Origin of the sequence: Streptococcus atopicus (genome assembly GCF_049166725.1) — a bacterium.
GTDB lineage: Bacteria > Bacillota > Bacilli > Lactobacillales > Streptococcaceae > Streptococcus > Streptococcus hominis.
This window is the reverse complement of record NZ_JBMHFC010000009.1, coordinates 63,344-86,863: the sequence shown is the minus strand read 5'-3', so window position 1 is coordinate 86,863 and position 23,520 is coordinate 63,344. Positions and strand designations below refer to the sequence as shown.

Sequence of the window (23,520 nt, the reverse complement as noted above, 5' to 3'; positions counted from 1 at the left end):
ACAATGTATTACCTCATTACGCATAACAAACTTTACGATTACACTTTAACCCAAAATCATTAAAGCCGTCTATGCTCTATCATTGTAACACCTTATGAAAAAAATAGCTAGATAAGGTGTTGATTTTTGAACTGCAGCCCAAAAGTGAGACAAATAATTATTGAACGGATTTAATTCTGTATTGAACAGGACTAAGTCCTTTTAGTTTGACCTTAATTCGTTTGTTGTTGTAGTAATCAATGTAGTTCACAATAGCTTGTTCAAGGTCTTCTAAAGACCTAAAATTCTTCTCATATCCATAAAACATCTCAGACTTAAGAATGCCAAAGAAGGACTCCATCGGTCCAGTCAGTAAACTGAGAATGATAATACTATAGATTCCTTATCTCAAATACTGCTGTATGAACCCACACGTTATTCATTTGTAAATCATTTTCTATGATCCTAATAAAAGTGAAACCATTTTTCAAAAGCACTTTCTTAGAGGACAGATTATCCGTTGCTGTTCCCGCAATGATTCTATTTAAACCATAAGTATGAAATGCCTTATCTAAAACGAGTTTAACCGCTTCGCTTGCATAGCCTAAATTAGTATAATTTTCTCCAATCCTATATCCAAGTTCTGCTGTTTTTCTATCACTCCCTAAAACACTTAAATTGATCCTTCCGACCATAACGCCTTGCACATCTCTAATAATATGCATGTAGGCGTCATGATTATCTTGTTCCATTAACAATTCCCTTGTAATTTCCTTAAAACCTTCTGGATCAAAATAGACCTGGTCTAGGAGGTAAATTTCGCTCAAAATACTCCCGATTTTCCTTTTCAAAAGAATAGACATCTATACTATTTTCTTCAGACAGCAGCTCTAAACTTATCATTGTAAAAGAATATCCTCTTATCTTGTATCAAAATGTATACACGAAATCATACTAATATGAACCTAAAACTGAACAGACACTCAATAACGTTTCACTACTCTACTTTAGGAGATTTTTTCTTTTTGCGTTTACACAACTTATTTCACCCCAGTAATGTCTTTTCAAATTTTTAGCACTCGTAGTATATTCTATTATACAGCATTGTGAGCGCTTTTGTGATATAATTGAATAAATATTTCATAAATACTTTAGGAGAATAAAATGATCTTAACATTAGGAGCACTCTTAGCTTTTACTGTAATATTTTTAGGTGGACTCAGGGAGATAAGTAAAGCCGAAAAAGAAAATGAAAAACGAAGAAAAATACCAATTAGTTGGCCGGATGGACTAAATCAAGAGATATTTGAGGAAATTTGTCGTAAGGCAGCTAAATCAATAAGACGTTTAAAAATTAAATCATTTGATGGGCTATATATTTCTTGTGAGGTTAGAGCAAGTAGTGGCTTATCTACTTGGGATTTTTCAGCTGATTTCTATGACTATGGGAAGCTTAGCGGGGAATACTTTACTGGTTATGTTGAAAACGAAGATTCTACAATTCCAAAAGTTTTTTTAGAAAAAGTATCTGAAGGTATTAAAGAGATATTATATAGGAATAAAGCGTTCACTCCTATATCATCTCAGGCAGCATTGGGAGAAGATGCTTATTCTATTGAACATTCTTTTATTAAAGCAGGATTTACAAATGTGAAAAGAGAGCCTCGTAAGAAAAGTCTTTTGAAACTATTTACTAGGAAACGAACTGTTACTTATATCGTTGTAAATGGATTATCTGAATTTTCGAATAACCAAATGTTCGACAATGATAGCCTAGTTATAATTGAATATTATTATTAAATGGGTGATGCTATTTTTTAGGACCAAATTCATAATTTCGTTTCTTGTAAAATGCACTTATAGCATATAAAAAGAGGGGTGGAATATGTATTGAGTTCAAATAGCTAGACAAATAATTCAACCAAAGGATTTTGTTCTGTATTCTAAAGGATTAAGTCTTTTTAGTTTTATTAAATTCGTTTGTTGTAGTAATCAATAAAGTCTACAACAACTTGTTCCAATTGGTTAATTGACTTAAACATCATTTCATATCCATATAACCCTTCCGATTTCAGAATAACAAAGAAAGATTCTATCATACTATTTTTTGACTGTTGACCTTACTTGACATGTAGGGTTGAATGTACTTATCTTTTAAAAAGTGATGATAAAGAATTTTATTAGTATTGCCATATTCCTTCTGTCAATAAATAGAAGAGATTATCAAAAATAATCTTCGAAGTTACCATCCTATATTCATTACGTATATTACATCAAAAAAGACATCCAAGAGAGTTCTTTTGAATGTCTGTAAAGGTTGATAGTATCGTATTGATTAACGTTTTGAGAACTGGCTAGCTTTACGAGCTTTCTTAAGACCTGGTTTGAACAACTTTTGTTTGACTAAATTTCAAAAGTCTTTAATATCAAGCATTTCTACGCTATTCTGAAAGTGTTATTTCAATCAATTTCAACTAATTTCATCTGAATGGTGTGAATTTTACCCCAAAATTACAAAGAATTGAGCTGATAAATACTAAAAGTTCATACCATTGGTTAAATTATTTTTTGTTACGTACGTTTTTCTTAGATGATAGACCTCCTAATTTATTTCTTATAGCATTTGAGCAAACCTCCGTTAGAGGTTCTCCTATTGCCTCCTTGTAATTAAATCCCAATAATTGCATAGTCTTTAAAGTATCCTTATTAAGTAAAGCAACTAACTGTTTCATTGAATCTTCTTTCCCATCTTCAACACTAGTAAATGAAGATAGCAGAGAAATAACCCGTTCTAAAGTGTTGTGCAAATACTCAATATCTTTATCATCAATATGTACTTTTTCATATTCTTCTTTATATGCCTGAGCAATTCTGATTGCCTGTTCTCGTTCCGAAAGTAACTCATTTACAATTTCATCATAAGTATTTCGTAATTTATCAGCATTACGTTCTTCCTTTAATGATTGAATTTTACTATTCACTAGTGTTGTTGTTCCTTTAAATGTTAGAGTTCCCAACTCAATCCCTGCTTTTACTAAAGCTTCTGTAATATATGGCTCCATGCTACACCCCCATTATTTTTTTTATAATAAAACCATTTTATCATAAATTCATACTTTAATAACAGTCTCTATCCTTTAGGTGAAAATACCGATTTTATGGTATAATAAAGATAACTTTATACAAGGAGGTGTGCCATGACTCTTGATGTAAATAAAGAAGAATTAACAATTTTAGGGATTCCCTTTGATAACTTTTCAGATTTTGATACCGTCTGGTATGCTATTGGGTCATCAATGATTGAAAATTATGAACCTACTGTTCAAGATGTGATTGATTTAAAAACTTATGTTATCAACAGACGAAAGGAATTGAATATTGGTTAAAAATCAATACGAAGGCTATGAGTACATTGACCCCAATCATCAATATACCTATCCAAATTCTACAGTCTTAATCAACAAACAAAATATTACAAATATTGAAGAAGCCTATCGGAATGAGCATTTATTCGTTACTAGAAGGCTTGCAGACTTGCGCTTGAAAGTCATTGAAGTCTACTCCATTAGTGATATTTTAGCCATTCATAACTATTTGTTTCAAGATGTTTATGCTTGGGCGGGACAATATCGCAAGGTGAATATCTCAAAAAATGGGAATCCTTTTATGTCAATACAATCTTTCAGTACTGCTCAAGCATATATAAACCGCCTTATTCATACCTATTATCAAACTGCTAATTCAAAAGATGAGATTATTAAACAATTAGCAAAAATTCTTGATAATCTTAATTATTTCCATCCCTTCCGAGAAGGTAATGGACGAACTCAACGAGAAGTCATTCGTTCCTTAGCATTATCAAAAGGGTATTCTGCACAAATACGCGTTGAGCAAGATGATGAGGTTTACAATCTTTATATGGACGGAACAGTCTATGGAGATTTAGGAAAATTAGAAGAACTACTTTGTAAAATATTGATAGAAATTTAAGAAATAATTGTTTAACATCATAGGCTACAATGATATATTAAAAATTCTCAACTGCACAAAAATGAATACGGGCAATTTTTAGTTATTACCATATAGTTCTGTGGCAACTTCAAAATTTAAAAAAGCAAGAATCAATGACGATTCTTGCTTTTTATCTAGTCTACTTTAACTCCTTTTGTATTAGGAGAATCCATAACAATATGACCAGTCGTTCTTGTAATTAAATGAGTTGACGATTTCCCACTGTTAGAGTCATATGTATAAAAAGTAATATATTGACTATCAAAGATAGTTGCCTTTCCGACACTATTAAACCTATGATAACCACATAAATCAAGTGGAGTGTCTCGTGGCAATGCATTCCAATAGTCAGACCTTACATATTCAAATTCTTCACTAATAGTCTCATTACCAGAAGCATCTGTCTTAATGTTTACTTTCAAATCTTGATTCATTGCATCCTTACCAATATATTTCTGCGCTGTTGCAAGTGAAGCTTGCCCATCAGGATTAGTAGTTCCCTTTAAAGATGTAATCCAATCTTGTTTGACTTGTTCATACCATTTTGGAAGCTGTTTTAAGATTTCTTTGTCAGACATTTTGCTGATATCTCCAAGTTTTAAACTCCTTGGTACGGAGTAAATTTTAACCTTACCTTTATTCACCAACCAAATAGCAGATATTTCTGCATTTTTATCTACTTTTAAAACATCATACCATAATTCATTTTTTGCTGTCTTAAAATGTTCATAAATACCAACTGGTTTTTTAAATTCATTTGTTGCTGATTTTTCTGTCTTTTGAGCAGTTTCTGATTGCTTTTGTATCGTGGAGCAAGCACTCAATATCGTTACTACAGATAAAGCTAAACAGATTACTTTTACAATTTTTTTTATATACTCCCTTATCCTCTTCTTCCACGTTTTCTACGTACACCAAAGCTAAGACTTGCTAAGATTCCCATACCTATCAATGCCAGCCATGAACCTTTTTCTCCAGTTTTTGGGAGTTGTTTGTCAGCTCGGCTATAAATATAACTTGAGTGAATGGTTGGACGAATCTTTTTGCTTGTGGTCATTGGCTTGCCTGCTTGACGCATTGAAAGAGCTTGTACTTTTTCTTCTGCTGCTTTCTTAGAAGCAACCCACTCCTCATAAGCCTTCTTCACCGCTTCATACTGGCTATTCGCATCCTTTTGGTCTTTCAACAGCTCCGCCAGCTTCGCACGCTCCACAGTCACCTTCGCAACAGCTTCCTTATGCTTCGCACTTGCTACTTCATACTCAGCTACTGCTTCACCAAGCAACTTATCAGCGTTCTTATACATGGCAAGCAAGTTTTGTTGGTCTTTCAACTTACTTTCAAGTGTCTTCGCTTCCGCCACCAATTTGGCTTCCACGGCTTTAGCATCGGCTACCGCTTGTTCAGCGGCTACCAATTTGGCATCTTCACTCGCTTTGCTTGCTTTCAGGGTTGCTAAGTTGTTTTCAGCCACCTTCAAGGCTTGTTCTGCGGTACGAAGCGCCGCTTGTTTTTCTTTGATAGATGCGTTCAAGTTGGCAACCGCTTTGTCTGCCGCATCTTTACGAGCTTGTGCATCCTTGCGAGCAGTCGTTGCTTTTTCAAGGGCTTCATTAGCCGCTGGTGTAGCGTCTTTCACCCCGGTGAGTGCTGCCAATTTGGCTTTGGTAGCGTCGAGCATCTGTTGCGCTTCCACTGCTTTGCTTTCTGCTTCACGAAGGGCAGTCTCAGCCTTTTGAGCCGCTTCTTCTTTGGCAACCAAGACCGCTTGCGCTTTTTGCAATGCAGCTTGTTTTTCTTGAATCGATGCGTTGAGGTTGGCAACGGCTTTGTCTGCACTCGCTTTGCGTGTTTCTGCGCTAGTACGCGTTGCAACTGCTGCACGGTGTGCCATTTCAGCGCTAGGTGTTTGGAGCGCTTAGTTGCGTACAGTAGTCAATTCAGCTTGAGTAGCAGCGAGTGCTTGACTAGCTGTATCAAAAGCCGCTTGTTTAGCAGTCAGAACTCCATTTGCTTCATTGAAAGCTGTGAGTGCCATTTGGAAGTCGCTTTCGGCTTGTGCCAAGTCTTTTTCTAATTGCGTAGTGTCATATGGGTCTGGTAGGGCTTGACCTGCGTGTGCAGTTGGGAAACCAACGTAATGCATGCGACCAAGACCGTTTGGTGTCACACTGGATGCAACACCAACTACCGTATCATCTTGTTCGTTAATAAGCATATTTGCCATATGACCAAAATTGCTATGATAATCATCCACCATCATGCCGACAATGGTTCCTGCAATAAAGCGATACATTTCTGTCATGGTTGTGGTGCGAGTGCGAAGTGTACTAAGGTTTTCATTCATCCATGTCAATTTTGAAGAAGGTGTTTCACCAGCAGCTAGTGCGGCATGACTGTGACCAGATGACCATGGTTTGTTTTCTTGTGCGTAAGCTTTTGCAACCTTTTGAACATAGTCCATTGCTTCTTCTGTAGTATAAGTTTTTACATTTGTACCCCAGAATTGGCGACGCACTGCTGTAATTAAGTGTGCATAATATTGGGTTAAAGCTTTTGCTTGTTCACGGGTCATATGAGCTGGATCAACGGTTGATGGGTCAATTGGTACATTTCCATCCCGTTCAATGTCGTAAGCACCTTCTTCAATCCACTTGTTGAAGACTTCTTGAAGGGCATCTTTATCGGCTTCTTCACGGTCAGAATCCAAATACTTCTTATACGCATCAATCACATATTGTGGCACATTGATGGTAGACAACTTCTTCTTGTCATCCAATTCTTTCCGCAAAGCATCACGTTTGGCTTCGGCTGCTTCTTTGGCTGCTTTCTTGGCTTCGGCATTTTTCTTGGCTTCCGCAAGGGCATTTTCGGCGTCCGTTTTAGCTACAGCTTGTTCTGCTTCTTTAGCTGTTAGGTTCTTGATTTGGGCATCACGATCAGCATCTGCTTTCTTGGCTTTGTCCAATTTTTGAGCGGCTTCCACTTCTTTGGTTTTGGCGTCAGAAAGAGCCTTTTGAGCCGCTTTTTGTTCATCCAAGACCTTTTGGGCACCTGTACCGTCGAGCGCTGCCTGAGCCGTTTCTACAGCCTTTTTAGCCGTGTTGACATCAGCCTTGGCTGTGTTATCAGCTGCCTTTTTCGCAGCAGCATCCGTTGCGGTGTCGGTTGCGGTTTTGCTTTGAGCGGTTTCTTGGTCTTTCAAGTCCTTGATTTGGGCATGACGATCGGCATCTGCCTTTTTAGTTTCTGCCAATTTTTGAGTCGCATCGTTTTCTGCCTTCTTGGCATCTTCTAAGCCTTTGTTGGCTGCTTTTTTGTTCATCAAGGGCTTTTTGTTCGCCGGTGCCGTCGAGCGCTACTTTGGCGGTATCAACCCCTTTTTTAGCCGTATCAACTGCTTTTTGTCCAGCTTCTACCCCTTTTTCGGCTTGTTCTACCGCTTGTTTTTGGGTAGTAGCCGCGTCAGTCGCTTTTTGTGTGGCGTTAGCTGCGGTATCACTTGCTTTTTGATTTTGTGCAATCTCTTTTTGCGTATCAGCTACGCCTTTTTCCGCTTGGGCAATCGCATCTGGTGTAGCGGCAGCCTTATTCTTTTCCGCTTCGGCTACTTTTTCGGTAGCATCTTCAACAGCCTTTTGGCTGTTCGCTTCAATTTGAGCACTTTCAGCTACTTTCCCGGCTTGGTCGGTCACCGCTTGATCGGCTTGTTGTTTGATGCCATGTGCTTCCTCAACCGTCTTCTCTGTTGGGGTGGTGGTGACCGCAGCACCATCCTTTGTCAATAGAACACCGTTTAAGACTTTAATATTATGCGCCTTGGGTGCTGTTACATCAGAAGACAGACTAGTTGACGGTTTGGTCAATTCTTCTGCCTGAACAGTTGCCCCACTAGCTACACCAAACGCAGCCAGTGCTATAGCTCCTGTTGCCGTACCTTTAATAACCTTGTTTCCCATAGTTCCTCCTGTTTTTTAACTTTTAGGAAGGCTTGACTACAAAGTCAAGCCTTGTTATATGTAGTATAACAAGCGTTTTTGTCAAGTATTTAGCACTTGTTTAGAACTATTTTAACACAAAATTAGTCTACGGACAATATATTGTTCTTTTTTTGCTTGTAAAGTGGTTATTTTGTATTTGTAAACTCTGTATCATATTTTATATACGAGGTTATCATTATGACAAAATTTTATTTACGGCATTACATAGGAAAAAGAGTACGAACTTTACGAAAAATCAAATCAATGAGTCAGCAAACTTTAAGTGAAAAAGCAGATGTTGGAACGGATTATATTTCAAATTTAGAAACGAAAGGCTCTAACATCAAAATAGATACACTTGAGAAAATTTTGACTGCATTAGATTCTAATACCGTAGAATTTTTCGAAAGTCAGGTTAATACAGAAAATAAGGAACTGCAAAAATTAGTTGATGATTTGCTTGAATTACCCTCATCTGAACAAAAACAACTATTAACTGCTTTTCAAATTCTTATTAAGATAGCGAAAGATAAAAATTAAAACTCATTTAATATACAAAACACGAACAATATTTGATCAGTTAATTACTGAACTTACATTGTTCGTGTTTTATTTTTTAGAAGTCACTAATCTTGAATTCTAATTGATAAAAGATGATTTTAAAATTATGTAAACTTAATATCTGAGTGTAAAAAGTAATAATTATTTAAAATATTTTCTTATTTCTCTTTCATCTATTTCAATATAATCTGAAATAAATGTTAATAGCTCATCTACAGTTCCATTAAACAAAGCAAAATCTGGGTTAAATTCTTTTGAGATTGAAATAATTTTTTTCACATATTGCGTTTCAACTTTTACAAGTTGTTTTATTAATTCCAAAGCATTGTCCAACAAAGCGTGGTATTGTTCAAATTTGTATGATGTTACTAATCCATGAGAAATGATTTCTTCATCAATTAGTTTATCTCTATAATTGTTTATATCATTTTCATACTTATTACGCACAATATAACCTAATGATTGGTTATTTTTTATTTCTTTTAAAAAATAGTCAATAATAAGATTGAAATATTTTAAAAGAGTTTTATTTAGGTTTTTTAGATCTTTACACTCAATATTATTATTTATAACAAAATAATTTTGATAGCTACATTTTAAATATGATACGAGAATACTATTACTATAAACAACACTAACAATTGCACTTGCTACAATACTATTAAAATTCGGCAAATTTATAAGTTCTTCGCGTTCAAAATTTAGATTTCCGAACATCATCGAAAATTCAGCAGAATCACAAAGAATATCTATTACTTTCTCAAAATTTTCATCGTTTTTTAGAATACTTTCTAAAAATCCAAGATATAAAATTGCTAAAGCAATAATCTCATATTCAACATCTTCGCCCCATAGAAGTTGCCCTGTAGTTATTTTCATATTTTCTGATATTAATTCTGCAACAGTATACGACATTAGTGGTCTTTTTGTTTGTTGATTGTTATAATTCATTATTCTACTCATCACCTCAATAGCTGCTTGGTGATCATCAATGTTGCTTCCATAAAATGTTCCATATTTTGTTTTTAAAAGGGAGTATGGTTGTATATCTTTATGATTGGAAAGATACTTATTTATTCGTTGAATGATTAAACTATTGACTAATTTGCTAGCAAGCGAAAATTCTTTTCTTGTATTTTTATTTAACATTTTTACATTCCTTTTCTTAATACATTTTTAAAGCTATTGTACAATATTTATAACAAAAAATCAAAAAATAGCTCACTTTACGTACAACTATTTTCATGATAATATAATTGATAAAGAGGGGAGGTGATTGTAATAAATCAATTACTTAAAAAATTATATTATGAAATCGTTGAATTTCGCTTGACAAAATTTGGAAATATCTCATATCAAAAAATTACAAACGATCGTTATTTTGATAATGTACCAGTCAACCTTTGGCAGTTATGGTATGGAAATAGTTCATTGTCATTTAGAAATCTCGGTTTTAAATACGTTTCAGATGTTGAACAAATGTCAAATGATGAATTAATTGGTTCAATTTATAAAGAATTTTGTTCAATTGCTCAATTGCAAAATATATTTGCAAATTTTTCAAAGCAGAATTGCGAGGATAAGTACTAAAATATGGAACTTTTCGGAATCAAAACAAATAGTGAAATTTTGATGCATAATACAGTTAAAATTCAAAAAACTAGCGAAAAAACAGGAAATACATATAATGTAGAAGCTGTTCCAACTTTACAATTAATCTCTATTGGAAAAGCTATTCAGGATGGCGAAAGTTGGAAATATTCAGTTGTAGATAAAAAATATGATTTACAATATATAGTTAAAACTTCTAACTACGTTGAAGCACAATTTGGAACAATATTAGAATTTAAAAATATCTACTGTGGTGTATTGCAAACAGGAAAAGTCTGGGTTAAAGCTGACTCTGTAGCTCTCGTTACTCATCAACAACGTAATGCGTAAATACAGAAGAATCAAACGACAAGCGAATACTAAACTACAAGGCTATCAACGTGCTCTGATAGCTTTGGCAGTTACTATTCTTTGTTACATAGTATGTTTAACTATCATAAATGCTAATAACTTTCTTTCTAAATTGTTTATTCTTCCAAGTAAATTTTTCTTTTTTGCAATTCTAGTAGCTATTACTACTTCAATATTGAGCTGGAAAAATCGTGAAGAAGTATCAAAATTAAAGATTAAAAGTATGTCAAAACAAGCATATAAATTAGCACGAAAAATACATCGATTGTTTAATGATAAACAAATAACAGATATTTTGAAGCTTAGCAATTTAACCCGATATGGATATGAAATGCCAGAAATTTATGTTTGGATTAATAGTAATTTTTCGGAAGGGTATATTGCAATCGAAAACATAGCAAACTATGAACGTGCTGACCGCGAGAAATTTGAACAGCGTATATCAGGAATTCTATCTGGTAGATTTCAAAAATACGCTGTAGTGAGTTCTGAGTTAATCGCAGGTGATAGCTTTATATTATTCTATTTTGAAGATACTTTGACTTCGCAACGTTTATATATCAAAGATAATATGAATTTTTTGAAAGAGTTTGTTAGTGATGATAAACACGCTCTTAAATTTTCAAAAGATTTAACGTGGCATGCTGATATAACAGCTCACTTGTCAATTATTGCAAGAACAAGAGCAGGAAAATCAGTGTTTGCGGGTCGTTACTTAGCTAGACTTATGCTATTACAAGACTGGATTGTTGAGTATAACAGTGCAAAACATGATAGATACGTAAAAGAATTCAATGGTCAATCAGACCCTGTAAAAATAGTTGAAAGAGCTGAATACTGGTGCGCAATTATGGATAATAGATTAAGAGAAATTAATGAAGCAGGTAAAGAAAAATATCTTGAAATGAATGATATGCCTGATATAGCTATTTTATTTGATGAAATTGGAAATTTAAACGCTTCTTTAGAATCTTTAGATAAAACAGACAAGACGCTAAAAATTATGAACCGTTGGATAAATGCTATCAACAAATTAAGTGCTACTGGAGCTAGCACAGGTATTCATATCATAGCTATCTCACAGTTCGCTACGAAAGAGGGATTTCTCCCTTCCCTTGCTCGTGTAAACTGCTCTGATGCTGTTATAATGCTCGGAGGAGCTGCAGACAGCGCTTCAGAACGCCAGTATTTAATGAGTGGGTTTGCTGATATGCCAAAAAGAAAATATGACAAGGGCCAAGGTCTAGCAAAAATCATGGGTTCAGGTAGAAAATGGGAGATAGCACCACATTTCTTTGAAACTCCTTGGTTTAATGAAGAATAAAATTATATGCAATATCTTTAGTTATTGAAATAAGGTTAGTCTATTCAATGAATAAAGATATTCTTGACGAAGCTGACGAGCCAGAAGATCGGTCGTCTTGCAAAGATGAAGCAAAACTATCTCTAACTATTTCCAACGCCTGTCCGGCGCTGGGCTTGTCGAGTGCCGGACATATCAAAAAAACTAGCTAAATCAAGATTTTTTGAGAGTGTTTCAAAATCAAAAAACTTGATTTAGCAGTAGAATAGTTAGAAGAATAATTAGAAAGGAAAAATCCTTATTATGGTAAAAAAAGAAGCTAATCTCACAGCTATTATGCTTGTACAACAATTAGAGGATACATACTGGGAAACATGGGAAGATAAAACTCCTATTAAGCTAGCACGAGATGGGAACTGTAAACCTCTACTACAAGTTGTCGTTGATAAACTGAATAATGAAAATATAAGCGTAAAAGAAGCTTACGGTATCAAGCATGATAAAGATGAAATAACCGTGTGGAATCAAGACGAAATGAAAAATGTAACAGAGAAAAAAGCAGAACATATCCATTTTTTATTCAAATTCGAAAAAGGTGCTTCTCTCAGCAAAATCGCTCTTGCTATTGGTATAGAGCCACAATACTTGGAAAAATTGAAATCTGGACGATACGGTTATGACAACTGTTTAGCCTATCTAGTTCATGCTAAAGATGAAAGTAAGTTCCAATATTCTCCTGATGAAGTCGTAACCTTATTGGGGGAAGATTATCTTAGTGTCTACAATAGAAGTATGGAAACTTGGATGAAGGGGAGGGCAACTAAAAAAGCAAAAGAAACAGCTCTTAGCGTTGATTGGTTAATTGAAAAAATTCTTTCTGGTGAAATCACCAAAAGTAATATCATGCTAACAGATGAATATTACGCCATTTATGGACAACATAAGCGAAAAATAAACGAAGCACTGGATACATCTAGTGAACGAAAAAGCTATAAGACCATTTCAGAACTTGAAAATGGTGAGTTTAAAAAAACAGTCATTTTTATCACTGCTGATAGCGGTATTGGAAAAACAACAATAAGTAAACAGCTCATTCGAATTCTACAAAAAGTGTCTTTAAAATTTGGACAAAATTGGGATACTTGTGTAACAGCTTCCACAAATGCTTTTGATGAATATAACGGGCAGGATATTTTATTCTTAGATGATATCAGAGGAGATAGTTTAACGGTATCAGATTGGTTGAAATTACTAGACCCTTATATGATTAGCCCTATCTCTGCAAGATATCACAATAAGATGGGCTCAGCAAAAGTCATCATCATTACAAGTACTAAGAAACCAGTCAGCTTTTTCGAAGCTTCCAAAGGTAATATCGGCGAAGATTTAGGTCAATTTATTCGACGTATTGATTACTTATTGACTATCAATGATTCTTTTTGGTTGTCCTTACCCATAAAATCTAAAAAAACTGATACAACTTCTAGTAATCCTTGGTATGAACCTAGATATCATTCCTATTGTTTTTCAGAAGTAGAGCAATATACAAAAAACAATGCTCTAGACCATTTAGTCAAAACAGTAATCCGAAACATGCAATGGAATACAACAAAAAAGGTTATCAACGCTAGCGACCAAACCAACAATGATAACCAAAACATTCAACAAAAATAGTAACAACTACTTCTGTTGTTGCTATTATCTCAAAATACTAAATAATATACAAGAGGTGACAGCATGCAGGTCATTTTACCAGACGAGCAAATACATCAAATACAGCTTTTAATATCCGATTTAATCAAACAAGAAATTGAAAACAGACTAAACAATAGCAATCTCGAAAGTCCGTTTTTAAATAAACAACAAACTTGTATTTACTTAGGAATTTCTAACAATACTCTCGATAGTTGGATTCAAAAAGGATTACCAACAATTCGTATAGGAAAGACTGTTCGATTTGATAAAAATGAAATCAATCGTTGGATGCAAAAACAGTAGAAATTTTGCCGTGGTTTGTTTATAATAAAATCACGGTATTTTTCTAGCTCAATTCACGAGGAGAATACTATGTCAATTAAAAAAACCAAAAATGGAACTTATCGCTTACGAATCTATATTCCTGAAGAAGTCAAAACTTCTCTTGGAATTGATAAAAAAGTGATAGAAAAACGCTTCAAGTTAAGGAGTGAGGCTAAAAATATGAACTCGAACTACAAAATAAAATAGATAAAATTCTAAGTGGCGATTCTACTTCACAACTTGAAAGAACTGGTTCTATACAATTCAAAGAGTTTTATCATCAAGTGTGGTGGGAATCCTACAAGGTAGGGCAGACAACCTCAACCTTAAAACCACCGTCACAAGCAACAATTGACGGAACAGAAATTGTCTTTAGAAAACATATCCTACCTATACTTGGAAATTATTCTATTGATTTTCTCAACCAGAACAAGCAAGTTGTTTTGAATCTATTAACCCAAAAAGCAGAAGAATATGCAAACTTCAAGGCCATTAGAAGCTATGTTAATTCTATCTTTGACTGGGCTGAAGAATTGGAATATATAGAAACTAACCGCATTTCAAAAACTATCAGACGAATCAAAGCAACTAAGAAAATCAAGCTACAAGAAGCCAAAAACGATGAAGACTTGTACCTATCACAAGCAGAGCTACAGGCGTGGTTTACCGCATTTGAGGAAGACTTGGAAAACGGTAAACTCTTATTCAAAGACTACGTTCTATTCTTCACCACTTTCTTTTTAGGAGATAGAAAGTCTGAAAGCTACGCTCTTCAATGGAAACACATTGATATTAACAAACAAGAAATTCAGTTAATACAGGCCTTAGATAAATATAAAAATCCAAAATCCACCAAAGGAAACAAGAAAACAACTTTCCAAATCCCAACTGAATTAGCTGATTTACTTCTATCTTGGAAAAAACAACAAAAAACCGAACTAGCAAAATTTGGTATTATTCAATCTAATGAACAATATGTGTTTACCTATATTGACATGAAAGGGAATGTTAATAGCCCTTTACACGCTGATTACCTCAATAACAAGATGAAGTCTGTCAAACGCCGACACAAGGGGCTGACACACGCTACACCGCATAAGCTACGCCACACAGGAGCAACTTTAGCCAAACAAGCTGGAACTTCACTAGAAGCAATTTCAGAAGCTCTAACGCATAGTGACACCATCACAACCAAAACCTACGTTAATACCTCTAACGTGGTTCCAATGGCAGTCGGCGAAATCGCCTACCGTAACCTAAAATAAATAATGATGTGAATTTGGTGTGAAAAGTGGTGTGAATTTTGCTTAAAATCACTAAAAAAACACCCCATGGTGTGAACCATGAAGTGTTGTAAATGCTGTATTGTAGCTGGTTCTTAACGTTTAGAGAACTGGCTAGCTTTACGTGCCTTTTTAAGACCTGGTTTTTGGTTCATTCAGTTATTTAAATGCAAATCCCTTTAAAATCAACGTTTCTAAAATGAAAAATCACTAAAAATCTTATTTATAGACAAATATTTAAACCTAAACGGTATCAAAAAGGTATCAATTTTCTGTAGTTTCGGAGCTTATAAAATAAACGAAAGCTATCTCAATCAGTTGGGATTTTTTTATTGACTTTTTTTATGTATATGAGATAATTAAATAAATTACATAAAGGAGTTACATAACATGGTTACAGTAGAAAAAAACAGAGCTGTCACATTCCAAGCTAACAAGGAATTGGTAAGCGAAGCAATGACAGTATTAAACAAGAAAAATTTAACCTTATCATCTGCTTTAAGATTATTCCTACAAAATGTCGTTGTCACAAATGAGGTTGACTTATTGACGGAAGAGGAGCTAGAGAAAGAAAAACTTTTCAAGCAATTTCAAGCTGAAATCAGCAAAAATATTGAGGATGTTCGTCAAGGGAAGTTTTATACCTCTGAAGAAGTGAGGGCTGAACTTGGATTATAAGAAATATCAGATTATCTATGCTCCTGATGTTTTAGAGAAGTTAAAGGAAATTCGTGATTATATTTCTCAAAACTATTCCTCAACATCAGGTCAGCGTAAAATGGAGCAAATCATTAGTGACATAGAAAAACTTGAGGTTTTCCCAGAAGTTGGTTTTGATGCTGATGAAAAATATGGTTCAAAAATCAGCAATTATCACAGTACTAGAGGTTATACCTTAAGTAAAGATTATATTGTCCTATACCATATCGAGGAGGAAAAGAATAGGGTTGTTATTGATTACTTGCTTCCTACTCGAAGCGACTATATGAAATTGTTTAAATAGCAATCAAAAAGCCTTAGCATAGTGCCAAGGCTTTTAAAGTGTAGTTATCGCAATAAGCGACGCAGCGCCTTATTCGACTGTCTCACAGAGCGGCCAAAAAAGCGTAATACAGAAAATGCAATCATCCAACCAAATAGCGTTTTTCTCATAGCGTTATCTCCTCTCTCAATATTATACTACAGGTTACTTCTTACTAGACTTTTTGCGGGCGATTTCCTCTCGTATTTTCTTCTGATGAAATTCTATTTTTTCATGAGGAAGCATATTGCGATAAGTCTTGATAAAATCACGATAAACCAAATACTTTTTATTAGAGTTTACTAAATCCTCTACTAGCTGAGAACAACCTAGTCTGAAGGCTTCCAAATCTTCAATTATGATATATAAGTCCAATTTTTCTTGAATAAAACGGATATTGTAGTTATCCTTGAGTCGTATTTCTAGAACGTTGATAGATAAATCTTTCGTCCAAAATTCCTGACCTTGTTCATCTTCCAGAATAGATGTTTCAATAATACTTAGGGGCCAAGCAGATGATAAATATTCACCTGTCGTTTCTTTATGGACAATTTGTAAGAAGCCTATCAATTCCTTTCCAGAAAAAGGGGTAGGCTGTGAGATTTTATAAACAAGTGGTTTGTTAGTATTAGTCATGTTCTTTCTCCTTGTTAATTTATTCCATGGTTCTCTTGACAACAAGTAACCTAGTCTTTTTTAGCCTACGGCGTTCGGTCGTCAGCTTTTCAGCCTGCCGACTCGCCCCCTTTCAGTCTAAAGCCGACTAGCTTATTGTCAAGAGACTTTCACGGCATAAAATGCTTAAAATAACTTTTTCTCAATTACATTTTTAATTGTTTTGACTACGGTTACTACATTTAGTTTCGGCGGTCGTATTTGATTAGCAAGTTTCAGGGTAGAGCGAAACTCTTTTTCTGGTAGATACTTTTTAGCACTCTTACGCCATAAAGTCAACTTTTGACTCACAGATTTTAGTCTATCAGTCAAACGTTCCATCTTTTGCCTAAGCCCCTTATTTTCATGCTGGAGTCTGTCAACTTCAGATTTCAATTCCCTGTTTTCTGTTAGTAACTTTTCACTTTTTATCAATGATTTAGCTAGACTGTTCTGGTCTTTTAGAGACTTATTCAGTTTATGCTCTAAAGCATTCCTGTCCTACCTAAATCTCACATTATTTATCGCATTTTTAGAAGCGGTCTGATATAGCCTATCATAAGTTTCTCTACTCATCTTTAGCTTGCCATCAAGTGTACGCTTTGCTAATCTTTCTGCATGTAGCTCCCTAAAGCCTAAAGGCTCAACCTCTTTCAAATCAGTTAAACTTTCAGCCAAGGTCTCTATTTCTTTTTCATATTGCTTCATCTCTTCAAGAGTGTGCCACTCCTTCTGTTCCAAATGCTGGAGCAGTTGCTCTTTTTCTGATACAGTCAACTCTAACTGGTTTATTTTATGACTTATCTGTTCTAGTTTAATTTGTTTTTCAGATAGTCGTTGCTCGACATCATCAAGCAATCGTTGCTTTTCTTTGTATTCAGCAGTTTCAAGATGTTTTTTCTCACTATCAATTTCTCCACGTTGCAGGTCATAGCCTTTTTCATTCAAGTATTTTGGAAACTCCTCCTGAATTTCCTTAAGCTGTTCCTTATGACCAAACAAGGCTTTTGAACTCAGCTTTCCATTTTGCATTGGTACAAGGCCAAGGTGCATATGCGGGGTGCTTTCATCAAGATGAACCATGGCATAAGCGATATTTTGCTCCCCATACCTTTCAGCAAAGAAATTTTTAGCAGTCTCAAAAAATTCCTTTGTCTGCTCCTGACTCATATTTTCAAAGAAAGTTTTATCAGATGTGATAATCCACTCATTGCATAATACAGCGTCTTTACGAATAGCACGTTTAGATAGTTTATTGTCATTAACATACTGCTTTATTTGTCTGTCATAAGGTATAGAGCGGTCACGGTCTGTTAACTCATAATTTAGATGACTTCGTTCAGGGTCAATATCCTTATTTGAATGTTTTTCAAAAACACGTTCATTATGGCGATAAGCACCACCGAGATTACCAGATTTGTATTTAACCATTCTAGCTACTGCATAACTCATAGTTTTTTCTCCTTTCTCGGCTCAAAAGGGCGCCGAGCTGGTGGCGGACGATTGCCACCAGAAATAAGCAACCCATAGGCTAGATTTTTTCCTGAAGAATCGGCACTACTTCCATGTAAAGTGTAACGCACTACACTTTACTCCGTAAATGTGCGTTCTCCGAAGGGTCTTGCAGACGGCTTTTCGCTCCGAATACAGGAGCGACCTCGAACCATCTCTCAACCCACAAGAGATAGTTCGACTATGCTCGCCGAAGCGAGCAAGGCACTTCATCAGTGCCAAAGGTCGGACGCTTCGCATTGTCCGACAATCTACCGACCACCATAATAGGCTAATTGTTTTTTAAGTCTGGGGCGCTCATGTTTCAATAGGTCTTTCATCAAACCTAGATAGTCAATTTCTGATGTTTGATAGCTCTCTAAGATTTTTTTGTATCTTGCTCTTGTATTTCTATGGAGCTCTTTCCAGATATTTTTATCATGAATGAGAGCAGTCAGATAGATTTGAGTCTCAATAGGTAAGCCTTTAAATTTGAATGGCTTAAAGATAACTGTATTGATAACCTCGAATATCTCCTCAACCGAGCGACTTCTCAACTGAAATTCCAAGCGCCACCAGTGTTGAAACTGACTAGCAAATTCCTTGTCTTTATCAGTTCCATTTTCCAGTTGCTCCTTTTTCTTGTTATATAGCCTTACTTGCTTTTCAGAACGCGAAGCACCAAGGTACTTTGTTTCTAGCTTTCCGGTCTCTGAACGAAATTCCTTAGTTACGGTTGGTCTGCCTTTCTTCTCTAGCACGAACTCACTACAATCAACTTCAAATAAATCAAAAGCCAAGTCAGCACGAGATATTGCAATATCTTCCAAACATGGTATAATAGTGTCAATGATATCAGTATCTACTGAGCGGAGTTTATTGGGATTGAACTCCAACCTGAAAGGGCGAGCATTAAAGGCTTGTCCTTTTATTTTGTCATATTCCATATAGACCACGACTTGACCTCCGTCCTTGGTATAAGCTCTAAACATATCCGTCATCGCTGTCTGAATACTAATTGCTGTATGGCTTTCAACTAGATTTTTGAGAGTTAGGAGTTTGCGGGGCCTGATATAAGCTGTTATCGTGATATTATCTAAGCTAACTTTTAATTTCAAACAAAACTCCTTTCTTTTTACGGTCGCCTATCGGCGCCGATTTTTTTGTCTGCGTAAAGACCTCCTCCCTAATGAAAATTCTTGGGGGAGCAACCCCAAGCCGACCCCTTCGGAGTCGAACCATTTTCATTTTCCGTCAGTCAAACTTGCCAAAAAACGGGTGTAGTAAATGCACTTTAAATGTGCACATAGCGGGCTGTTAGCGGGCTGTTAGAGGGCGCCCTGTTATAAATTTTTCGTAGCACCTCAAAATCTGACCCCTAAAATCTATTTTCATAATATTTTCACAACTGTTTTCACAAATATTTTTGACTAGAAATTTTGTAAATCTGAAGGAGATTTTTTAAAAAAGTCTTCTCGGTCAACTAAAAATATTTTGAGGATTTTTTCAATAATCTCATCAGGTGGCACCTGTTTATTTTTCTTGTAGCTAAAGAAACGGTCTTTAGCTTTTTTTATTTCTCCTAAATCGTCGGACACATCAGCAAACAACAACTCATTCAATTCAAACCAACGTAGTTCAGATTGTTTGCGGAGTATTTCAAAATTTCTCCAGAATGTCCGACCTTCATCTAACTGATCCATCTTTCTCATCAGTTGAATTCTTTCGATTTTTCGATATTCTTTCGGCAAAAGTACCGTCACATACTCAGGAGACATGTTTGAATAGATAACCTCTTCTGTTACAACAATGGGAAGCTTTAGGGAACTATCAACATCTTTCAAAATCTTTCGAACAAATTGACTAAGGGTAATTTGTGTATTCAACTTATACTTCAACATCTTAGTGCTTAGTAGTTCAAAGATATCAGTTGACCTAAAAAGCCATTCCATCAGTGTTCTAGTATCTATATCTTTGCTTGAAAATGCTTGATAATCAAGATGATAGCTATCCAATCGTGATTGGATAGCTTGATTAAGTGCATTATCTTTCCCAAAATAAATCTTTATCATTTTTCATACCTCGTTGATATACATTTTATAGGGCAAACTGTGACCATAATAAATATCTACTCTTTCACGTTCAATCAGATTGACTTCTTCCAATCGTCGCATAATAGTTATCATTGTAGTTCTACTACAAGAAAACATATTGGCTAACTCGTTTAATTTAAAATTTAGATAGACACTCCCATCAACATCTATCCAACCTTTTTCAGGTGCTTCTATCTGCTTGTCTTTTAGGACAGCATAGACAAACAAGTCTGTAGCAGACAGGCTACTGTAAAAATCATCTTGTAATAAAATTTTAGGTATTAAGTAATTTTCGTTATCATAGTCCATAGCTCTTACCTCTCAAATTGTTGTAACCATTGAGCGACTTTATGCTTGTCATACAAGGTCACTCCATCAATCACCATGTGGGGCATACCTTCCTTCTGCCATTTGACAATGGTTGTTGTTGATACATCTAGCCAACGGCACAAGCCAGCCATACGAACCATAGGCTTATAAAGTTCCTTGTCTTCAAGGGCTTTTTCTATAGCCTTCTGGACCATGGTATCGTAGCGAGAAAGCAATTTCTTTTCAGTTACTTTTGGAAGTTGTATAGTAAATCCTTCTGTCATTTGCAGATTCTCCTTTTTCTTAAAATCGTTTTTTGCGGTTTTCACTGCCTATTTTATGGGAATGACTCAATCTAAAATAGTTCCATAGGGTAAATATACCTGTCTAGTATTTCAGACCGAGCAACACTCCTATTTTTCAAGGCTGGTTCTTGCCTGTTTCATACGTTCAGCAAGTTCTTGACGTTGTTCTTCTGTCATCTTGCGTTTTTTCTTAGGAAATACGTTGATTCCAAAATCCTCACCAATCTTCATAATGGCATTGAGCCAAATCGTTCTGCCTTCTTCTTCCTCAGTGTTCAACACTTCATAGGCTTCAGGAAGTTTTAGCACTTTTTGAATGTGTGGAGAATAATTTGTTTCAATCGTCCATTGTTTATCCAGTGCATCATATCGGACAAACGTTTCTTGTTCTTCTAATGTGTAAGCCATAGCTGACTCCTTTCTTTATTTTATAAGCTTCGAATACAAATTACTCATTTCGTGTAATTTATATTGATTTTAAACCCTTTTTGAGTTTTTGTCAACTATTTTTTCTCTTTTTGTGTAATTTGTGATATAATTTCTCAAAAAGGAGAATACGTAAATGACAAATTTTCAATTTCTTGTAAAAGAAAGTAATAAAAGTTTGACTGAAATAAGTCACGAAACAGGCATTAGTTACTCAACATTAGGAAATTATAACCAGGGTACTAGAACACCAAAGAAAGAGAATGCCAAAATCCTTGCCGACTACTTTGGTGTCTCTATCCCTTACTTACTAGGGCTTGATGATAATCCTAATCTCGTAGACCCAGGAGCACCTAAAGAAGTTCTGAAAGGTTTTGCCAAGATACTTCAAGGAAAAAGTAGCATAGAAAACAAAATCAACAAATGGACTCCTTTTGGTGATGAATTAGCTATCATACTTGCGGAAATCAATCAGTCGGAAGCATTGGCTGATTATATCGACTTCCTAGCAAGTAAAAAAGACTTTAACCCTATTTTAGTTAAAGCCATTAAGGAATTTATAGCCGATAAAAAACAAGGATTAATCCCTTTTCTGATTAACAAGTCAGGAGGGGAAGATTCACCATATCACTACGTTTGGCAAGCATGGGAAAACTCCGACGAATACAAGAGAAGAATGGCTGAAAAACGTAAAAAATAATTGTAAAAACTCGTAATTTCTTTATTTTATAAGCTTCGAAACCTAAAAAATAAAGGAGAAATTACAATGTCCATTCACAAATACCCAAGTAAAAAAGCCAAATCTGGCTATTTGTATTTTGTCAAGGTCTATATGACTAAAGACGGTCAACGTGCAGACCATGTAAAGCGTGGTTTTCGTACTCGAAAAGACGCCAAAGACTACGAAGCTAGACTCATCTATCTTAAGGCTTCAGGGAAGTTGGAAGAGTTCATCAAGCCATCTCAAAAATCTTATAGCGAGATTTTTGAAAAATGGTATCAAGCCTATCAAGATACGGTAGAGCCGACAACGGCTTCACGTACTCTTGATATGTTTAGGTTGCACATTCTGCCAGTCATGGGAGAATTGCCTATCGGTAAAATCTCCCCTTTAGGCTGCCAGAACTTTATCACGGAAAAAGCAAAGACTTTCAAGAATATCAAGCAAATCAAGTCTTACACTGGTAAAGTCTTTGACTTTGCGATTAAGATGAAATTACTTAAGCATAATCCTATGGCAGAAATCATTATGCCAAAGAGGAAAAGTACACGTGTAAAAAATTATTGGACGGTTCAGGAACTACAAGAGTTCCTAAACATTGTCCTTCAGGAAGAACCTTATAAGCATTATGCACTATTTAGACTACTAGCATATAGCGGCTTAAGGAAAGGCGAGCTATACGCTCTTAAATGGACTGATATAGACTTTAAGAGTGAGACTCTAAGTGTCAATAAGAGCCTAGGACGATTAGACGGACAAGCCATTGAAAAAGGCACTAAAAACGATTTTTCAGTTCGAAAGATTAAGCTAGATAGCGAAACTATCTCTATTCTGCAAGAATGGAAGTCAAATTGCCAAAAAGAAAAGGCACAACTAGCAGTCACACCTCTTTCTATCAAGCAAGATTTTATTTTTACTTACTGCTCACGTACAGGCTCAATAGAGCCACTACATGCAGACTATATCAACAATGTACTTTCAAGAATTATTCGAAAACATGGCTTAAGGAAAATCAGTCCTCACGGCTTCAGACATACCCATGCGACCTTGATGATTGAAATCGGAGTTGACCCAGTCAATACAGCAAAAAGGCTAGGTCATGCAAGTAGTCAAATGACTTTAGACACCTACAGCCATTCAACAGCTAATGGAGAAGATAGGTCCATCAAACAATTTGCGAGTTATCTAAAAAACAATACAAAAAACTCCAGACAGTAAGTCTAGAGTAGAGTAATGCGGGCGATTTGCATCGCAATCCCGATTTTTTAGAAGAATTTTCTCCAAGGACAGCATCGAAGCCTGTTAGGAATGAATCCCAACCTGATTTTCCTGTCATTACACTCTCAAAGTTTAACATAAACAGGAAGTATACGTCAATTATATAAACTATTCAAAGATAAGA

23 protein-coding genes and 6 pseudogenes are annotated in these 23,520 nt (G+C 35.3%); 15 read left to right on the top strand and 14 right to left on the bottom strand.

What is annotated here, in order from left to right; all coding sequences use genetic code 11:
• Nucleotides 1–157: 157 nt before the first annotated feature.
• Nucleotides 158–346, bottom strand: a pseudogene (locus ACOMA9_RS07215) (IS3 family transposase); the annotation flags it as partial.
• Between the two features lie 25 nt (nucleotides 347–371).
• A pseudogene (locus tag ACOMA9_RS07210) lies at nucleotides 372–882 on the bottom strand (GNAT family N-acetyltransferase).
• Between the two features lie 261 nt (nucleotides 883–1,143).
• On the opposite strand from ACOMA9_RS07210, the gene ACOMA9_RS07205 reads away from it, so the two are divergent.
• A complete protein-coding gene (locus ACOMA9_RS07205) occupies nucleotides 1,144–1,779 on the top strand; it encodes a hypothetical protein (protein WP_247906162.1) in 636 nt (211 codons plus the stop codon).
• Between the two features lie 117 nt (nucleotides 1,780–1,896).
• On the opposite strand, the pseudogene ACOMA9_RS07200 reads toward ACOMA9_RS07205, so the two are convergent.
• Together ACOMA9_RS07200 and ACOMA9_RS07195 are read right to left on the bottom strand one after the other, a co-directional pair.
• A pseudogene (locus ACOMA9_RS07200) lies at nucleotides 1,897–2,149 on the bottom strand (IS3 family transposase); the annotation flags it as partial.
• Nucleotides 2,150–2,540: 391 nt separating this feature from the next.
• Nucleotides 2,541–3,041 (bottom strand): hypothetical protein, encoded by a 501-nt coding sequence (locus ACOMA9_RS07195; protein ID WP_021151587.1) that lies wholly within the window; start codon nucleotides 3,039–3,041, stop codon nucleotides 2,541–2,543.
• Between the two features lie 135 nt (nucleotides 3,042–3,176).
• On the opposite strand from ACOMA9_RS07195, the gene ACOMA9_RS07190 reads away from it, so the two are divergent.
• Together ACOMA9_RS07190 and ACOMA9_RS07185 are read left to right on the top strand one after the other, a co-directional pair.
• Nucleotides 3,177–3,365 (top strand): hypothetical protein, encoded by a 189-nt coding sequence (locus ACOMA9_RS07190; RefSeq protein WP_014713950.1) that lies wholly within the window; start codon nucleotides 3,177–3,179, stop codon nucleotides 3,363–3,365.
• Nucleotides 3,358–3,969 carry a Fic/DOC family protein gene (locus ACOMA9_RS07185; RefSeq protein ID WP_247906163.1) on the top strand — a complete coding sequence of 204 codons (612 nt, stop codon included), beginning with the start codon at nucleotides 3,358–3,360 and terminating at the stop codon, nucleotides 3,967–3,969. The genes ACOMA9_RS07190 and ACOMA9_RS07185 overlap by 8 nt, the downstream gene beginning before the upstream one ends.
• A 155-nt stretch (nucleotides 3,970–4,124) precedes the next feature.
• Here ACOMA9_RS07185 and ACOMA9_RS07180 read toward each other — a convergent pair whose 3' ends face one another.
• Both ACOMA9_RS07180 and ACOMA9_RS07175 read right to left on the bottom strand, forming a co-directional pair.
• Complete coding sequence (locus tag ACOMA9_RS07180; protein ID WP_330945446.1) at nucleotides 4,125–4,814, bottom strand: hypothetical protein; 690 nt, start codon at nucleotides 4,812–4,814, stop codon at nucleotides 4,125–4,127.
• Nucleotides 4,815–4,873: 59 nt separating this feature from the next.
• Nucleotides 4,874–7,949, bottom strand: a pseudogene (locus ACOMA9_RS07175) (SEC10/PgrA surface exclusion domain-containing protein).
• A 219-nt stretch (nucleotides 7,950–8,168) separates the two neighbouring features.
• On the opposite strand from ACOMA9_RS07175, the gene ACOMA9_RS07170 reads away from it, so the two are divergent.
• Complete coding sequence (locus ACOMA9_RS07170; RefSeq protein WP_247906167.1) at nucleotides 8,169–8,510, top strand: helix-turn-helix domain-containing protein; 342 nt, start codon at nucleotides 8,169–8,171, stop codon at nucleotides 8,508–8,510.
• A gap of 162 nt (nucleotides 8,511–8,672) precedes the next feature.
• On the opposite strand, the gene ACOMA9_RS07165 is transcribed toward ACOMA9_RS07170, so the two are convergent.
• Entirely contained in the window at nucleotides 8,673–9,680 is a 1,008-nt protein-coding gene (locus ACOMA9_RS07165) for a hypothetical protein (protein ID WP_247906168.1), read from the bottom strand.
• Nucleotides 9,681–9,803: 123 nt separating this feature from the next.
• On the opposite strand from ACOMA9_RS07165, the gene ACOMA9_RS07160 reads away from it, so the two are divergent.
• The 9 genes and pseudogenes from ACOMA9_RS07160 to ACOMA9_RS07120 all read left to right on the top strand — a co-directional run bounded on the left by ACOMA9_RS07160 (nucleotide 9,804) and on the right by ACOMA9_RS07120 (nucleotide 16,101).
• Nucleotides 9,804–10,121, top strand: coding sequence for a hypothetical protein (locus ACOMA9_RS07160; RefSeq protein ID WP_187328145.1), 318 nt, complete (start codon nucleotides 9,804–9,806; stop codon nucleotides 10,119–10,121).
• A gap of 3 nt (nucleotides 10,122–10,124) precedes the next feature.
• A complete protein-coding gene (locus tag ACOMA9_RS07155) occupies nucleotides 10,125–10,472 on the top strand; it encodes a hypothetical protein (RefSeq protein WP_187328144.1) in 348 nt (115 codons plus the stop codon).
• Nucleotides 10,465–11,817: a cell division protein FtsK gene (locus tag ACOMA9_RS07150; RefSeq protein WP_421425061.1), complete on the top strand. Its 1,353-nt coding sequence runs from the start codon at nucleotides 10,465–10,467 to the stop codon at nucleotides 11,815–11,817. The genes ACOMA9_RS07155 and ACOMA9_RS07150 overlap by 8 nt, the downstream gene beginning before the upstream one ends.
• 47 nt (nucleotides 11,818–11,864) lie before the next feature.
• Entirely contained in the window at nucleotides 11,865–12,008 is a 144-nt protein-coding gene (locus tag ACOMA9_RS07145) for a hypothetical protein (RefSeq protein WP_247906170.1), read from the top strand.
• Between the two features lie 91 nt (nucleotides 12,009–12,099).
• Nucleotides 12,100–13,470: a Rep family protein gene (locus ACOMA9_RS07140; protein ID WP_003035134.1), complete on the top strand. Its 1,371-nt coding sequence runs from the start codon at nucleotides 12,100–12,102 to the stop codon at nucleotides 13,468–13,470.
• Between the two features lie 63 nt (nucleotides 13,471–13,533).
• The gene (locus ACOMA9_RS07135) at nucleotides 13,534–13,794 is read left to right on the top strand and encodes a helix-turn-helix transcriptional regulator (RefSeq protein WP_003035154.1); all 261 of its coding nucleotides are present in this window, start codon (nucleotides 13,534–13,536) and stop codon (nucleotides 13,792–13,794) included.
• Between the two features lie 69 nt (nucleotides 13,795–13,863).
• Nucleotides 13,864–15,080: pseudogene (locus ACOMA9_RS07130) on the top strand (tyrosine-type recombinase/integrase).
• A 408-nt stretch (nucleotides 15,081–15,488) separates the two neighbouring features.
• Nucleotides 15,489–15,776: a type II toxin-antitoxin system RelB/ParD family antitoxin gene (relB, locus tag ACOMA9_RS07125; RefSeq protein WP_000259017.1), complete on the top strand. Its 288-nt coding sequence runs from the start codon at nucleotides 15,489–15,491 to the stop codon at nucleotides 15,774–15,776.
• Nucleotides 15,766–16,101, top strand: a complete 336-nt coding sequence (locus ACOMA9_RS07120; protein WP_330945386.1) for a type II toxin-antitoxin system RelE/ParE family toxin — start codon at nucleotides 15,766–15,768, stop codon at nucleotides 16,099–16,101. The genes relB and ACOMA9_RS07120 overlap by 11 nt, the downstream gene beginning before the upstream one ends.
• 183 nt (nucleotides 16,102–16,284) lie before the next feature.
• Here the strand turns inward: ACOMA9_RS07120 and ACOMA9_RS07115 are convergent, their stop codons facing one another.
• The 7 genes and pseudogenes from ACOMA9_RS07115 to ACOMA9_RS07085 all read right to left on the bottom strand — a co-directional run bounded on the left by ACOMA9_RS07115 (nucleotide 16,285) and on the right by ACOMA9_RS07085 (nucleotide 21,379).
• Entirely contained in the window at nucleotides 16,285–16,755 is a 471-nt protein-coding gene (locus tag ACOMA9_RS07115; RefSeq protein ID WP_330945385.1) for a hypothetical protein, read from the bottom strand.
• Nucleotides 16,756–16,920: 165 nt separating this feature from the next.
• Nucleotides 16,921–18,225 (bottom strand): annotated as a pseudogene (gene mobV, locus ACOMA9_RS07110) (MobV family relaxase).
• 311 nt (nucleotides 18,226–18,536) lie between these two features.
• A complete protein-coding gene (locus ACOMA9_RS07105) occupies nucleotides 18,537–19,382 on the bottom strand; it encodes a replication initiation protein (RefSeq protein ID WP_330945384.1) in 846 nt (281 codons plus the stop codon).
• Between the two features lie 312 nt (nucleotides 19,383–19,694).
• Nucleotides 19,695–20,336 carry a hypothetical protein gene (locus ACOMA9_RS07100; RefSeq protein ID WP_330945383.1) on the bottom strand — a complete coding sequence of 214 codons (642 nt, stop codon included), beginning with the start codon at nucleotides 20,334–20,336 and terminating at the stop codon, nucleotides 19,695–19,697.
• Between the two features lie 3 nt (nucleotides 20,337–20,339).
• The gene (locus ACOMA9_RS07095; RefSeq protein WP_330945382.1) at nucleotides 20,340–20,666 is read right to left on the bottom strand and encodes a replication initiator protein A; all 327 of its coding nucleotides are present in this window, start codon (nucleotides 20,664–20,666) and stop codon (nucleotides 20,340–20,342) included.
• A 5-nt stretch (nucleotides 20,667–20,671) separates the two neighbouring features.
• Complete coding sequence (locus ACOMA9_RS07090) at nucleotides 20,672–20,950, bottom strand: hypothetical protein (protein WP_003070641.1); 279 nt, start codon at nucleotides 20,948–20,950, stop codon at nucleotides 20,672–20,674.
• A 129-nt stretch (nucleotides 20,951–21,079) separates the two neighbouring features.
• Nucleotides 21,080–21,379 (bottom strand): hypothetical protein, encoded by a 300-nt coding sequence (locus ACOMA9_RS07085; protein WP_421425053.1) that lies wholly within the window; start codon nucleotides 21,377–21,379, stop codon nucleotides 21,080–21,082.
• Between the two features lie 154 nt (nucleotides 21,380–21,533).
• Between ACOMA9_RS07085 and ACOMA9_RS07080 the strand changes: the two genes are divergently transcribed.
• Complete coding sequence (locus ACOMA9_RS07080) at nucleotides 21,534–22,097, top strand: helix-turn-helix domain-containing protein (protein WP_330945380.1); 564 nt, start codon at nucleotides 21,534–21,536, stop codon at nucleotides 22,095–22,097.
• Between the two features lie 66 nt (nucleotides 22,098–22,163).
• On the top strand, nucleotides 22,164–23,336 hold the full coding sequence (locus tag ACOMA9_RS07075) for a tyrosine-type recombinase/integrase (RefSeq protein WP_421425052.1): 1,173 nt from the start codon (nucleotides 22,164–22,166) through the stop codon (nucleotides 23,334–23,336).
• Nucleotides 23,337–23,520: the final 184 nt, after the last annotated feature.

Bases quoted from the DNA above. Each gene is read 5' to 3' on its own strand.
- ACOMA9_RS07165 (WP_247906168.1), bottom strand. From the start codon at position 9,680: ATGTTAAATAAAAATACAAGAAAAGAATTTTCGCTTGCTAGCAAATTA.
- ACOMA9_RS07115 (WP_330945385.1), bottom strand. From the start codon at position 16,755: ATGACTAATACTAACAAACCACTTGTTTATAAAATCTCACAGCCTACC.
- ACOMA9_RS07145 (WP_247906170.1), top strand. From the start codon at position 11,865: ATGAATAAAGATATTCTTGACGAAGCTGACGAGCCAGAAGATCGGTCG.
- ACOMA9_RS07140 (WP_003035134.1), top strand. From the start codon at position 12,100: ATGGTAAAAAAAGAAGCTAATCTCACAGCTATTATGCTTGTACAACAA.
- ACOMA9_RS07075 (WP_421425052.1), top strand. From the start codon at position 22,164: ATGTCCATTCACAAATACCCAAGTAAAAAAGCCAAATCTGGCTATTTG.
- ACOMA9_RS07155 (WP_187328144.1), top strand. From the start codon at position 10,125: ATGGAACTTTTCGGAATCAAAACAAATAGTGAAATTTTGATGCATAAT.
- ACOMA9_RS07190 (WP_014713950.1), top strand. From the start codon at position 3,177: ATGACTCTTGATGTAAATAAAGAAGAATTAACAATTTTAGGGATTCCC.
- ACOMA9_RS07205 (WP_247906162.1), top strand. From the start codon at position 1,144: ATGATCTTAACATTAGGAGCACTCTTAGCTTTTACTGTAATATTTTTA.
- ACOMA9_RS07090 (WP_003070641.1), bottom strand. From the start codon at position 20,950: ATGACAGAAGGATTTACTATACAACTTCCAAAAGTAACTGAAAAGAAA.
- ACOMA9_RS07195 (WP_021151587.1), bottom strand. From the start codon at position 3,041: ATGGAGCCATATATTACAGAAGCTTTAGTAAAAGCAGGGATTGAGTTG.
- relB (WP_000259017.1), top strand. From the start codon at position 15,489: ATGGTTACAGTAGAAAAAAACAGAGCTGTCACATTCCAAGCTAACAAG.
- ACOMA9_RS07135 (WP_003035154.1), top strand. From the start codon at position 13,534: ATGCAGGTCATTTTACCAGACGAGCAAATACATCAAATACAGCTTTTA.
- ACOMA9_RS07100 (WP_330945383.1), bottom strand. From the start codon at position 20,336: ATGATAAAGATTTATTTTGGGAAAGATAATGCACTTAATCAAGCTATC.
- ACOMA9_RS07095 (WP_330945382.1), bottom strand. From the start codon at position 20,666: ATGGACTATGATAACGAAAATTACTTAATACCTAAAATTTTATTACAA.
- ACOMA9_RS07085 (WP_421425053.1), bottom strand. From the start codon at position 21,379: ATGGCTTACACATTAGAAGAACAAGAAACGTTTGTCCGATATGATGCA.
- ACOMA9_RS07170 (WP_247906167.1), top strand. From the start codon at position 8,169: ATGACAAAATTTTATTTACGGCATTACATAGGAAAAAGAGTACGAACT.
- ACOMA9_RS07150 (WP_421425061.1), top strand. From the start codon at position 10,465: ATGCGTAAATACAGAAGAATCAAACGACAAGCGAATACTAAACTACAA.
- ACOMA9_RS07080 (WP_330945380.1), top strand. From the start codon at position 21,534: ATGACAAATTTTCAATTTCTTGTAAAAGAAAGTAATAAAAGTTTGACT.